Annotated in this window: 10 protein-coding genes and 1 tRNA gene; all 11 read right to left on the bottom strand. The window is 39.1% G+C overall.

Translation table 11 applies throughout. The features are described from left to right. Nucleotides 1-20: 20 nt before the first annotated feature. The 11 genes from T375_RS01885 to T375_RS01835 all read right to left on the bottom strand — a co-directional run bounded on the left by T375_RS01885 (nucleotide 21) and on the right by T375_RS01835 (nucleotide 13,811). Nucleotides 21-92 (bottom strand) — tRNA-Glu (locus T375_RS01885). A gap of 69 nt (nucleotides 93-161) precedes the next feature. Then, complete coding sequence (gene galE / locus T375_RS01880; protein WP_044934231.1) at nucleotides 162-1,178, bottom strand: UDP-glucose 4-epimerase GalE; 1,017 nt, start codon at nucleotides 1,176-1,178, stop codon at nucleotides 162-164. Between the two features lie 155 nt (nucleotides 1,179-1,333). Then, nucleotides 1,334-1,690, bottom strand: a complete 357-nt coding sequence (gene rplT / locus T375_RS01875) for a 50S ribosomal protein L20 (RefSeq protein WP_033154018.1) — start codon at nucleotides 1,688-1,690, stop codon at nucleotides 1,334-1,336. A 44-nt stretch (nucleotides 1,691-1,734) separates the two neighbouring features. Beyond that, the gene (gene rpmI, locus T375_RS01870; protein ID WP_028236330.1) at nucleotides 1,735-1,932 is read right to left on the bottom strand and encodes a 50S ribosomal protein L35; all 198 of its coding nucleotides are present in this window, start codon (nucleotides 1,930-1,932) and stop codon (nucleotides 1,735-1,737) included. Between the two features lie 18 nt (nucleotides 1,933-1,950). Further along, nucleotides 1,951-2,448 (bottom strand): translation initiation factor IF-3, encoded by a 498-nt coding sequence (infC, locus tag T375_RS01865; RefSeq protein ID WP_033154017.1) that lies wholly within the window; start codon nucleotides 2,446-2,448, stop codon nucleotides 1,951-1,953. 203 nt (nucleotides 2,449-2,651) lie between these two features. Next, nucleotides 2,652-3,473 (bottom strand): Cof-type HAD-IIB family hydrolase, encoded by an 822-nt coding sequence (locus T375_RS01860; protein WP_044934227.1) that lies wholly within the window; start codon nucleotides 3,471-3,473, stop codon nucleotides 2,652-2,654. Nucleotide 3,474: 1 nt separating this feature from the next. Continuing rightward, nucleotides 3,475-5,631, bottom strand: coding sequence for an RNA degradosome polyphosphate kinase (locus T375_RS01855; protein ID WP_044934224.1), 2,157 nt, complete (start codon nucleotides 5,629-5,631; stop codon nucleotides 3,475-3,477). Between the two features lie 16 nt (nucleotides 5,632-5,647). Further along, the gene (locus tag T375_RS01850; protein ID WP_044934222.1) at nucleotides 5,648-7,162 is read right to left on the bottom strand and encodes a Ppx/GppA phosphatase family protein; all 1,515 of its coding nucleotides are present in this window, start codon (nucleotides 7,160-7,162) and stop codon (nucleotides 5,648-5,650) included. Nucleotides 7,163-7,180: 18 nt separating this feature from the next. Next, nucleotides 7,181-8,317: a prephenate dehydratase gene (gene pheA, locus T375_RS01845; protein ID WP_044934219.1), complete on the bottom strand. Its 1,137-nt coding sequence runs from the start codon at nucleotides 8,315-8,317 to the stop codon at nucleotides 7,181-7,183. Nucleotides 8,318-8,332: 15 nt separating this feature from the next. Beyond that, entirely contained in the window at nucleotides 8,333-9,346 is a 1,014-nt protein-coding gene (locus T375_RS01840; protein ID WP_044934216.1) for a DUF5050 domain-containing protein, read from the bottom strand. 19 nt (nucleotides 9,347-9,365) lie between these two features. Further along, nucleotides 9,366-13,811, bottom strand: a complete 4,446-nt coding sequence (locus tag T375_RS01835; protein WP_044934213.1) for a PolC-type DNA polymerase III — start codon at nucleotides 13,809-13,811, stop codon at nucleotides 9,366-9,368.

Below are 13,811 nucleotides of genomic sequence, written 5' to 3'. Positions count from 1 at the left end.
GAAATCAGGTGTCTTTTTAGCAGTTCCTAGCGGAATCGAACCGCTGTTTTCGCCGTGAGAGGGCGACGTCTTAACCGCTTGACCAAGGAACCATATTGCCCTGTCGCTATCAGCGACAAGACATATAATACTATGTGAATTGACTTATGTCAACACTTTTTTTAATCTTCGTATCCATTCGGATTATTCTTCTGCCATCTCCATGAATCTGCGCACATTTCCTTGATGCCAAACTCTGCTGTCCAGCCAAGTTCTTCCTTAGCTTTTGTAGCATCTGAGTAGCATGTAGCAATGTCACCAGCACGACGTGGCTTAATAGAATATGGAATCTTTACTCCAGTAGCTTCCTCAAAGTTCTTTACAATATCAAGAACTGAGTATCCCACTCCTGTACCAAGGTTGTAAATCTTGAGACCTGCATTCTCCTCGATTTTCTTGAGAGCCTTAACATGTCCCTTTGCAAGATCAACAACATGGATGTAATCGCGTACACCAGTACCATCTGGAGTATCGTAATCATCACCAAATACACCAAGCTCTGGAAGTTTTCCAACTGCAACCTGTGTAATGTATGGCATAAGGTTGTTTGGAATACCGTTTGGATTCTCTCCCATTGTACCAGACTGATGAGCACCAATTGGATTGAAGTAACGAAGAAGAACTACGTTCCATTCATTATCTGCCTTCTGCATATCTGAAAGAATCTGCTCAAGCATTGACTTTGTCCAGCCGTATGGGTTTGTGCACTGTCCCTTTGGGCAGTTTTCTGTGATAGGTATCTCTGCTGGATCACCGTAAACAGTTGCTGAAGATGAGAAAATAATGTTCTTGCAGTTGTGCTGTCTCATTACATCAACAAGTGTAAGTGTACCTGCAATATTGTTCTCATAGTATTCCCAAGGCTTCTGAACTGACTCACCAACAGCCTTAAGACCTGCAAAATGAATACAAGAATCAATCTTTTCATTTGCAAATACTTCATTTAATCTATCTCTATCTAAGATATCGCCTTTGTAAAACTTGACTGGCTTTCCTGTAATAGCTTCTACTCTCTCAAGTGACTTTTCAGATGCATTGCTAAGATTGTCATATACAACTACATCATAGCCTGCCTGCTGAAGCTCTACACATGTGTGGCTACCAATAAAACCAGCACCACCCGTAACTAATATTGCCATAAAGCACCTCCTTAAAGTTCGTTACCACATAATAGATTAACAGAATACTAGAAAATGTTAAAGTAGTTTTCTATTATATTTCTTGCATTTTAGCTTAATTTCATAACAAAAAAGTCCTAGGAAAATCCTAGGACTTTTAATCGTTTGTTTTGAAATTAAGCTACCTTAGACTTTGCAACTTCAACAAGCTTAGCAAAACCTTCTGCATCGTTAACAGCGAGCTCAGCGAGCATCTTTCTGTTCATCTCAACACCAGCGAGCTTAAGACCGTACATGAACTTAGAATATGAAAGTCCATTGATACGTGCAGCAGCGTTGATACGAGCGATCCAAAGCTGTCTGAACTGTCTCTTCTTCTGCTTTCTACCAGCGTATGATGATGTAAGGGCACGCATAACTGACTGCTTTGCAACACGATACTGCTTGCTTCTAGCGCCTCTGTAACCCTTTGCTAACTTTAATGTTCTATTATGTCTTTTCTTAGCGTTTAATCCGCCTTTAACTCTTGCCATTTTAAATTCCTCCTAACCAAATAAATAACATTTCCAAATCTATTTTAGAGATATGGAAGTACTTTCTTCATGTTCTTTACGTTTGTTGAATCAACGATTGCTGACTGACGAAGATTTCTCTTTCTCTTTGTAGTCTTCTTGGTTAAGATGTGGCTCTTGTATGCCTTGTTTCTCTTAAGCTTTCCTGTTCCTGTTACCTTAAAGCGCTTTGCAGCTGCTCTTCTTGTCTTCATCTTTGGCATGATAAATTTCCTCCTGTATTACGATTTCTTTTCTGTAAGCACCAGGCTCATACTACGACCCTCAATCTTTGGTGCCTTTTCCACTACTGCAACATCAGCAAGTGCCTCAGCAAAATCATCAAGAATATGCTTTGATGACTGCATGTGAGCCATTTCACGGCCACGGAAACGAAGTGTTACCTTAACCTTATCGCCCTTTGAAATGAACTTCTTAGCTGCATTTACCTTTGTGTTCATATCATTAGCATCAATGTTTGGAGACATACGAATCTCTTTTACCTCAACAACATGCTGCTTTTTCTTAGCTTCCTTTTCACGGCGTGCCTGCTCATAACGGTATTTACCGTAATCAACAATCTTGCACACTGGTGGATTAGCCTTTGGTGAAATCTTTACAAGATCTAATCCTTCATCATCGGCAAGCTTCTGTGCCTCTCGTGCTGACATAATGCCAAGCTGTTCCCCATCAGAGCCAATTACACGAACTTCTTTGTCGCGAATCTGCTCATTAATCATTAATTCGCTAATGGTACTACCTCCAAATAATAAAAAAAATAGTGGATACAGAATATCCACCATAAATCATCACAAACAAGGTTTGTGTGAAATATAAGACCCAAGTCACTGTAAATATACGTGCTAAGGTGAGAGTGGATACTCTACTTTGTTTTCACAACACGAATAATATATCACGTAAACCCCGCAGAGTCAACAATTTTCTACGAATTAAGAATAAATTTGTTGATTGCCTCTGCTACTGCTCCGTTATTATTATCTAAAACTGTAATATAGTCTGCAACTGCTTTAAGCTCATCTCTGGCATTTGCCACAGCAACTCCTACACCGGCAGCCTGAACCATACTGATATCGTTTCTTTCATCGCCACATGCTACTGTATCTTGCATATCTATATCAAGGATAGATGCAAGCTCTGCAAGCCCGGCGCCTTTGCTAGAATCCTTTCCAACATACTCAAGAAAAGCAACATTTGAAAACATGCTGACAAATGAATCTTCCATTTCGGCCTTATGAGCTTCCTCAAACTGGAACAGCTTCTCATGGTCTTCGAAATTAACTACCATCATCTTTGTAAGATTATGGCCCCTGAGATCCTCAGGTGATTCAATTACAGTAATTGGCTCCTTTGAAATCTCAGAATATCTGTCTGTATCTTCGTTTAACGAAAAAGAATAAATCTGACCAAATTCAAAAATAATGGTGGTTAACCCGGCATTTTTTGAATAGGTCATAAGCTTTATTGCTGCTTCATTATCAAGGAAATGTCCAAATAATACTTCATCATCGGTGGCTCTAGTGCCAACAGTTCCCTGGTAACCTAAAAGATAAACATTTTCTCTATCAAAAACTTCAAATCGCTTTAAAAGCTTTTTCATGACGTGTGTGGGACGGCCTGTATCTACAGCAAGCACATGCCCTGCATCAAGCATTGCATTTAAAGCATCAAGATTAGCCTTACAGATGTCCTTATTGTCATCGAAAGTTGTGTCGTCCAAATCAACTGCAAGTATTTTTCTGTTCATTTTAAACCTCATTGCCAAAGATAGGCGTAAAGGTACGCTTTTTGAAATAATCAATCTCTGGCTCGTTATTTTTCTTTGCCTCTCGGCAGAAGGTGTCCTGTGCACCCACAGGCTTTTTGCCGCGAACAGGCTTTATTCTAACATAGTTTCCATCCTCTGTCATCTCATAAGCCTTTAGGGTATCTCCCAGCTGTACATCCAAAATATGCTTAACTTTATTCTTTAAAATAACATCCTCAACAGGGAAAATAATTTCAACACGTCTATCCAAATTACGAGGCATCCAGTCCGCTGAACCCATGTATATATCTTCTAATCCATTGTTGTAGAAGTAGAAAATACGTGCATGCTCAAGGTATGTGCCAACAATTGATGACACATGGATATTCTCGCTTACACCAGGGATACCAGTTCTAAGGCAGCATATTCCTCGAACAATAAGATTTATCTTAACGCCGGCATTGCTTGCCTCGTAAAGCTTTTCAATTATTTCTTTGTCACAAAGGGAGTTCATCTTTGCAATAATGCGAGCTTCCTTTCCCTCTTTGGCATGACGAATCTCTCTATTAATCAAAGTAACGAAGGTATCCCTTAGCCAAAGTGGGGCTACAACAAGCTTATTCCAGCTTGCTGGCTCTGAGTATCCGGAAAGCATATTAAATACAGCGGTAGCATCTTCGCCATATTTTTCATTACAGGTAAACATACCGCAATCGGTATATAGCTTAGCAGTAGAGTCGTTGTAATTGCCGGTACCGAGATGAACATAGCGGCGAATACCATCATCTTCTCTTCTAACAACAAGAGCAATCTTACAGTGAGTCTTTAATCCTACTAAACCATAAATTACATGACATCCAGCTTTCTCAAGCTTCTTTGCCCAGATGATATTATTCTCCTCGTCAAAACGAGCCTTTAATTCAACAAGTACTGTAACCTGCTTACCATTCTCCGCAGCATGGGCAAGGCTTGCTATGATAGGCGAATTACCGCTGACTCTATATAAAGTCTGCTTGATGGCAAGCACCTGTGGATCAAATGCTGCTTGTGCAATAAAATCAACAACAGGGTCAAAGCTTTCATATGGATGATGGAGGAAAATGTCTCCCTTTTTAATCTCATCAAACAGCTTTTCACCTGGTTTAAGGCGTGGATTGTTCTGAGGCTTAAAGCTTGGAGCTCTAAGCTCGCCATGTCCTTCAATTCCATAAAGCTTCATAAGATAGGTTAAATCAATAGGTCCCTTGATTTTATAAATATCTATCTCATTTACACCTAAATTTTTCTTTAAAATTGAAAGAAGCTTTTTGTTAATTGTAGATTCCACCTCGAGACGAATCACTTCGCCCCATTGTCGTGATTTAATCTGTTTCTCGATTTCTAAAAGCAAATCTTCTGCGCCCTCTTCATCAATTGAAAAATCGGCATTTCTCATGATTCGATATGGAGAGGCTGCAACCACATTGTAGTTTAAGAAAAGCTTATCCATGTTGCGCTCGATAATCTGCTCCAAAAGAATAAAGCAATCGTGATGTTTTTCGTCCGATGGAAGGGATACAAATCGAGGTAAAACTGAAGGAACCTGAACAGTGGCAAACTCAACATCATCACTGTCGTTACCTGCTACTGTAGACCCCTTTTTCTTTTCAATCAACGCTGCAATATTTAGAGATTTGTTTCTTATAAGTGGAAATGGTCTTGATGCATCAAAGGCCATTGGAGTAAGAACGGGATAAACCTGGCTCATAAAAAATGAATCCACGAATTTCAACTGTTCTTCATTTAAATCCTCGTATTTATCATAGAGAATGATTCCGTTTTCTTTTAATGCAGGATTGAGATGCTTGCCCCATATGTTGTACTGAAGCTCTACCAGCTCTCTTGTCTTTTCATTGATGGCAATGAGCTGCTCTGTAGGTGTCATTCCTGCAATGTCAGGCTTTGTATAGCCTGCATGCTCCATATCTTTAAGAGAAGCTACACGAACCATGAAGAATTCATCCAAATTGGACGAAGTTATACTTACGAATTTAATGCGCTCCAAAATAGGAAGCTCTTTAACCATAGCTTCATTCAATACTCTTAGCTCGAACTTTAACCAGCTAAGTTCTCTATTATCATAGTATTTTGCATCTGAAATATTGATTTTGCTTCCCATAACGCCTCCTAAAAATCTAGTTTTCTCTAAGAACTGGTTTTATAGAAAAGATTTCCTCGAAATAATCTGCATTCTTTTTGAATAATCCCTTTTCAAGGGCAAGTGAGCTGTTAGCCTCTATAGAAATAACAAGCTCTCTATCTTTTACTCTCATTGAAACATTTTTGATTTTCTGCTTATGCGATCTATCAAGAGCATTGGCAACCTTTAAAATTGCAAGTAGCTTCAGGATAGTTACGTACTCTTCCTGGGTAAACTTGTCCGAAAGGTTCTCATATGGTTCAACAGGCTTTCTGTTAAACTCAACAGTAGTAGCAATTATCTCCCTCTCTTTGTGACTAAGTCCAAGGATTTCAGAAGACATAATAATGGTATATGAACAGCTTGAAGCTTCTGATAGAGAAATATACTTTCCACAATCATGAAGAATTGCTATACACTGCATAAGAACCCTTTGCCTTTTGCCTAGCCCGTGATACTTTTTCATTGCATCAAATATTTCACTGGAAAGCTTGAACAAAGCCTTTAAATGTGGCTGATAGCTATCATATCGTTTGGCAATAGCCCAAGCTGCTGAAATAATATCATTATCAAAATCGTGGGATGATGTAAGCCATTTTTTAGAATAGCTATAATTATATGCAACGCCCTCACTTACAGACACTCCCGGAGCATACACGATTTCAGGAGCCAGTGTTTCAGCCAATACTTTATAAAGCATTACCATTGGCTCGATAAGATTTTCATTGTCCAGATAAACATCATGCTTCAGCTCGAATGCTTTAATATAGTTTTTATTAATCTTGTTTAAGAATTCAAGGTAGTCCTTTGTTTTAATCTGTTTTGAGGAAAAATTAGATATTCGCTCTGCAATGGTACTAACCTGCACCCCTAAAAGAATCATGTACTTTGGAACCATGTCTCTCAAGAACATAGTCTTGAAAACTTCCAGTTCCTTATACATCATCTCGTAGGTTTGCTCAAAAGAATTGTTTGATATAGTGCCTAGTTTCCTAAGATTCTCACTTATGGAAACTGTACCCATAGACAAATGTTGAGTTGTAACGATTTTCCCTTTTGAGAAAAGAGTGATTTGAAGTGAGACTCCTCCCACATCAACAAGAACAGCCGATTCATTAATGAGCTCTTCGAAGCCTTCTGTGGATGCAACTGCTTCGTATCCTAAGAATCGCTGCTCAGAATTTGAAAGAACATTTACCGTAAATCCGGTATGCATTTTTATTTGCTCTAGAAAAATGATTGCATTTTCTGCCTGCCTTATATTAGGGCCTGCCACTACAGAAAAGCTGTCCACTTTGTAGCCTTCCATAGTGCGGCGCATATCATTTAAAACATGACAAAGCTTGTCCGTAGTCTGAGGTAAGATACGGCCATGCTCAAGCACATCTCTGATAATATCAGAAGGGATTTTAAGAGTATCGACAGTCTTAATCCCCTTCTGCTTACTAACTTCAAAAACTTTCATTGTAGTCTCATAAGAGCCAATGTAAATGCTTGCAAATAATTTCATGTTCCCCCCAATACGAAATTAATAGTTTCCTAAAACTCTAATGCTTACGCATTCCTCTTTTAGACCAGTAAGTGCATTTCTAACTGCCTCATCATTAAGATTGCCATCAATATCAATAAAGAATCTGTACTGCCAATTAACGCCTTTAATTGGTCTAGATTCGATTCGGTTCATATTGATACCATTGAAAATGAGGTTTGAAAGAATCCTGTAAAGACTTCCTGGTTCGTGAGAAATCTCTAAGCAAAGACTAATTTTATCTGCAGATTTTTTATATTTTTTATCCTTTGAAACAATGATGAAACGTGTCTCATTGTTTTTATCATCCTGAATAGATTCTTCTAGAATATCAAGATTATACAAAACTGCATTATATTTGCTACCAATAGCAGCCTGAGTCTTGTCTCCGTCATCCTGGATTTTCTGAGCACTCATAGCCGTATTTCGTAGGTTTTTAACATCCCAATCAATGTGATATTTACGAATATAGTTTTCACACTGGGCTATCGCCTTAGGATGAGAATATACTGTTTTAATATCATTTATTGTGGCACCTTTTACACCAAGTAAAGCATGATCAACCTTGAGAATCTGCTCGCCAATAATGGCAACATTGTATTCAGAAAGTAAATCAAAGTTCTCCTCAATAGAACCAGCCAAGCTGTTTTCTATTGGAAGAACAGCATAGTCCGCCTTGCCTGTGCTGATTGCATCCATGGCATCACGCCATAAATCAACATGAAAGCTGTCTTTCATTTCGTCGTCAAAAAACGCCAGCATTGCCAGCTGGGAATAAGCCCCTTGAACTCCCTGAAAGCAAACGATTGCATCAGAAAAATCGAAATTATCTACCTGAGTAAAGCCTGTGTCAAAAGATACTCCTCGCTCTTGCAAAATAGCAAATTGCTTTTTGCGGCTGATGGACATTATCTGTGTGTATAGCTCTTTGACAGCCTGCTCGCTAAAATCATCATCAACATAGGATGAAAGCTTTTCAAGTTTTGCATCCTCACGCTCTTTGTCGTAAACCTTTTTACCTGTAGCAATTTTGTACTCAGCTACCTGGCAGGCAAGCTCCATTCTCTTGTTGAAAAGATTGAGAATCTCCTTGTCTACCTGATCGATTTCTACCCTGATGTCTCCTAAGTCTCTCATGTTACTCCTATTCTGTTACTTGTCTAATGCTAAAATTGGTGGATTGAATAGCCCAACTTCTGTGCTACCATTTGCCACATGGAACGTTGTACCTGAATAGTAATCAGCAAAATATACATATTTGCTAGTTACATTGATGTTGTTAAATTCACCTTCAGCAAGAAGAACCTCGGCACCTGTAGTCAAATCCACTCTGTACATACCATCAGGATTTCCCTTGATAGATTGATAGTACAGGTAATTGCCAGAGATATTGTATCCTGATGTACCGTATGTGGTTATACCTGTTTTGTTGTCGCCAGAAAGAGTACTTCTGTAAACTCGATTGTTTTCATCCAGATTCATGTAGTACAAAGTGTTACCATCGATGATTGGAAGCCACAAATTCTCTGATGAAACATAGGTAGAATCTTTTGTGTCAAGATTCATACTATGGAGATTGTGATCACGTTCCACACCTGAATAGTAAAGCTTTTCGCCTACCATGCATCGTGGATCAATTGGAGCTTTTGAAAGCTGAACTCTTTCCTCACCGTCGATACCAACCATATAAAGAGATGTGGCATCTTCGGAATCATAGTGAAAATATACAACTCTATTTCCAGCGAGAGCAGCCGCATTACAGTTTGCCTGATCAAGAATAATGACTTTTTTATTCTTCTTTGACATTCTACACAAGCTTTCTGTGTTTACATCAAGCACAAAATCTGCGTTATCATTGTGATTACGACTGTAATAAAGGTAATGTGAATCGGCATTAATAAAATAAACGCTATCAGTTGCGACAATTTCTATATCAGATTCATCTGGATTCATTTTATAAATTCTGCCCTTATCATTTGGATTAGAAAAATAAACTACTCCATCTGATTCACAGAACAATCCATTTCCGTATAGATTGCCAATAGTGTTTCCATTTGTGCCTGGTTCATTATAATAGGTCACAGTATTTATGTACTTATAAAAACCAAGACCAGCCACAATACCAATAGCAACAACTATTGCTATGATTCTTTTTAATACCTTCATTCAACTGCCCTCCCCAAAATTAAAAATTAAAAAAGTCTGATAGTGAAAGCTGATTTGATTTTGGAAGATCTTTTACGATTCCAAGCTCAACCATTTTATCAAGAATAGTCTGTGATACCTTTCCTCTATCGCGAATCTCGTCTTGTGATAAGAACTTTCCTTGGCTGGCAGCAATCTGTAACTGCTCAGCAGCCTTATCACCCATTCCGGAAATAACATTGAATGGTGGAAGAAGCTTCCCATCTACTATTTTAAAGTATCTTGAGTCAGATTGGTATAGGTCCATAGGTAAAAATTCAAATCCACGGGCATACATCTCCTGACACAATCTAAGTGCAATCAAAATATCCTTATCGGTAGCTGATAAATCTGGCTGAGATTTGTAGTACTTAATCTCCTGCTCACATCTAGCCTTACCCTGACAACACTTTTCATAATCAAAACCACCGGCTCTGATTGAGAAGAATGCTGCATAGTATGCTAAAGGATAATTTATTTTACAGTAAGCAACACGCCAAGCCATCATAACGTATGCGGCAGCATGGGCTTTAGGGAACATGTATTTAATTTTTTCACAGGAACCGATGTACCAATCTGGAACACCATGCTCTTGCATATGCTGTTTGTATGTAGGCCACTCATCGCATTTACCTTTAGCGACAATACCCTTACGAACTCGCTCCATGATGGTAAATGATTCAGCAGGGTCAAGGCCCATATGAATCAGATATACCATGATATCATCACGAGTACAAATAGCCTCAGTGATAGTGGCAACACCATTTAAGATAAGGTCCTGAGCATTTCCTAGCCATACGTCAGTACCATGGGCCAGTCCGGCGATTCGAACTAAGTCAGTGAAGTATTGAGGCTTTGCCTCAACAAGCATCTGCATAGCGAAATCAGTACCGAACTCTGGAATTCCAAGAGTTCCAAGTGGTGTTCCCATAATGTCATCTGGTGTAATGCCAAGAGCCTTAGTGCTTTGGAACAAAGACATAACATCCTTGTCATCAAGAGGAATCTTTGTTGCATCAATTCCAGTCAAATCCTCAAGTCGCTTGATCATGGTAGGATCCAAATGTCCTAAGATATCAAGCTTCAGAAGGTTGGCATCGATTTTATGGTAATCAAAGTGTGTTGTAACAATATCTGTATCTTTATTAGCTGGATGCTGAACTGGTGTGAAGGAATAAATATCCTCACCATTAGGAAGAACTACTACACCACCTGGATGCTGACCTGTAGTAGACTTAACACCTTCAACACCCTTTGCAATACGTTCGTTTTCAGCACGTCGCTTTCTAATATCTCGCTTATCAAAGTACTTAAGAACATAACCTACGGCGTTTTTATCAGCAAGTGTAGACACAGTTCCGGCCTTGAATGTCTGTCCGTCACCGAAAATAACTTCAGTATACTTATGTGCCTTTGACTGATACTCATTGGAGAAGTTAAGATCGATATCAGGCTCCTTATCTCCCTTGAATCCAAGGAAAGTTTCGAATGGGATATCAAATCCATCCTTTGCTAAAGGCTTGCCACAATTAGGGCAAATCTTGTCCGGCATATCGACACCTGAAAGACCTTTATCGATTGTTTCCTTTACTTCTGGACCGTCAAAATCTACATAGAAGCATTCTGGACATCTGTAATGTGGAGGAAGTGGGTTAACCTCTGTAATACCAGCCATTGTTGCTGCAAAGGATGAACCTACGGAACCACGTGAACCTACCAGATATCCATCCTCGTTCGACTTCCAAACAAGCTTCTGGGCGATAATGTACATAACGGAGTATCCATTACCGATGATAGAGTTAAGCTCTCTCTCAAGTCTGGCTGATACTATTTCAGGAAGCTCTGGTCCATACACCTCATGTGCTCTTGTTTCGCAAATACGACGCAAATCTTCCTCTGAATGCTCGATTACAGGTGGACATTTATCAGGACGAACCGGATGGATTCGCTCCACCATCTCAGCAATCATATTAGTATTTTCTACAACTACTTCATGTGCCTTAGCCAGTCCCAGGTAAGCAAATTCCTCAAGCATCTCATCTGTAGTATGAAGATATAGAGGTGCCTGCTGGTCCGCATCATCAAAGCCCTTGTTGGCCATGATAATACGACGATATACTTCGTCCTCAGGATCAAGGAAATGCACATCGCAGGTAGCAACAACAGGCTTTTTAAGCTCATCTCCTAAGGCAACAATCTGCTTATTAATTTCCTGTAAATCCTTTACAGAATTGATATTTTCGTATTTACGTTTATCAGAACGAATCATGAATTCGTTGTTGCCAACAGGCTGAATCTCAAGATAATCGTAGAAATTAGCTATACGCATAATCTCTGATTCATCTCTTCCATCAACGATGGCATCGTATAATTCACCAGCCTCGCAGGCAGAACCAATAATCAGTCCCTCTCTGCACTCCATCAGCAAGCTCTTTGGCACTCTAGGATATCTGCTGAAGTAATAAAGGTGTGATTCTGAAACCAATCTATAAAGATTAATACGACCTAAATCGTTCTTTGCAAGAACAATACAGTGATTTGCACGCATTTTCTTTATCTGCTCTGGGCCTGGTTTACTATGGTCATTAAGCTCTGATAAAGTGAAAATCTTTTCATTTTCAAGCTTTGTAATGAACTTTTCAAATACCTTTGCTGTAGCCTCTGCGTCATCAACTGCTCTATGATGATGCTCGTTTACAATATTTTCTGCCTTACATACAGCATCAAGGTTGAACCTAGCCATATTTGGATGTAAGTATCTTGCAACCTCAACTGTGTCTACATGGGTGTAGTCATATTCAAGTCCCAGTTGCTTACAGTTGTATCTAATGAAGCTGGTATCAAATCCAGCGTTGTGTGCAACTAAAACAGAACCTTTACAGAACTCCATAAACTTTGGAAGGATCACATCGATTGTAGGGGCATCCTCTACCATTTCGTCCTTAATCGAAGTGAGCTCTGTTATGTTGAATGGGATTGGCACCTGTGGGTTTACGAACTCAGAAAATCTATCAACAATTTCTCCATTTACAAACTTAACAGCACCAATTTCAATTATCTTGCATGTCTTAGGATTGAAACCTGTAGTCTCTATATCAAAAACGACAAACTCATCTCGTAAAGTCTGGCCCTTATCGTTGGTAACAATAAGCTTTGTATCATCTACAAGATATATTTCGCATCCGTAGATAACCTTGAAATCTCCAAGACCCTTCATATGATCCGCATCACAGAAAGCCTGCACAACACCATGGTCTGTAATAGCAAGCGCCTTGTGTCCCCACTCCTTTGCCCTACTGATAATTGTGGTGATTTCGGATACACCATCGAAATCAGACATCTTTGTATGGCAGTGGAGCTCAACACGCTTATCTACTGCAGTATCCTGTCTGGTAACTCTGAAATCTCGAATTCTGTTGATAGAATTGATTCGACCGACTGTAAGCTCCTTTGAATAAATATCTTCATCAAGCTTACCTGCTATCTTATAGAACTCTCCAACTTTAAGAGCCTTCTCTAACTCACGTCCCTGATCTGCATCACTGAAGAAAAGCTTGATAGAAATAGAGTCGGTAAAGTCGGTCATAGCACCAGTTCCAAAATATCCGCCCTTCTTTGTCTCTCTAAACTCAAGAGCTGTAAGCTGTCCACGGATAATGATTGGTCCAAGAAGCTCGCCGTTAATGTCCTCCATTGGAGTTGCATTATCGAAGATTTCATTGCCGTAAATACAATCAGGATCGTCAGATTTTGTAAGTGGCTTAATAACTTTTGTCTCAGCCTCCTGTGGCTTCTTGTTATCTGCATCCTTTTTCTTGTCGGAATTATCAGAACCAGAATTATCGTCGTCAGATGACTCATGACTAACGCTTTGCGCATTGATTGCAGCGATTTTGTTTTCGATTTCGAGAATTGCGTTCTCAAGATACTTGCTTTTAACAGGCTCTTTATAATCGAAATCAATAACAATATTCTGATGACATCTGCGACAAAGAATGGAATGAAGAATATCAAACAGCTCATGCTCTTTCTCGCGGGCAATTATCGTATCTTCGATAGTTACTTTAAGATGACCGTCTTCAGTAAAGTCTAAATCTGCTTTTTTATATATGTTAAAAAGAAGAGCACTTCTATCCTCTAGCTCCTCTAAAATACTATCATTATATGAATTTAAAAGATTTTCAGGTGTGTACTGACTTGATAAATCGAATTCTTCAAGGATTCGAATTGTAACACCATTATTAGGGAAGAATTGTTTTTTAATAGATTTTTCCAAATGCCAGATACGGCGCTTAGGAATAAGGGTATTGAAAGTAACGTATATACGAATATCATCCTTCGAACGACCGGTACTTACCTTAGTGACAGTAGCGTCACTAAGGGCTGTATCCAAATCATTCCCCGCTTCCATATTAGGGAAAACTTCATAAAAACTCATTTGATCCAT

It is taken from the genome of Pseudobutyrivibrio sp. LB2011 (assembly GCF_000701765.1).
GTDB lineage: Bacteria > Bacillota > Clostridia > Lachnospirales > Lachnospiraceae > Pseudobutyrivibrio > Pseudobutyrivibrio ruminis.
The sequence above is the reverse complement of the archived record's forward strand: the minus strand, read 5'-3'. Positions and strand labels throughout refer to the sequence as shown.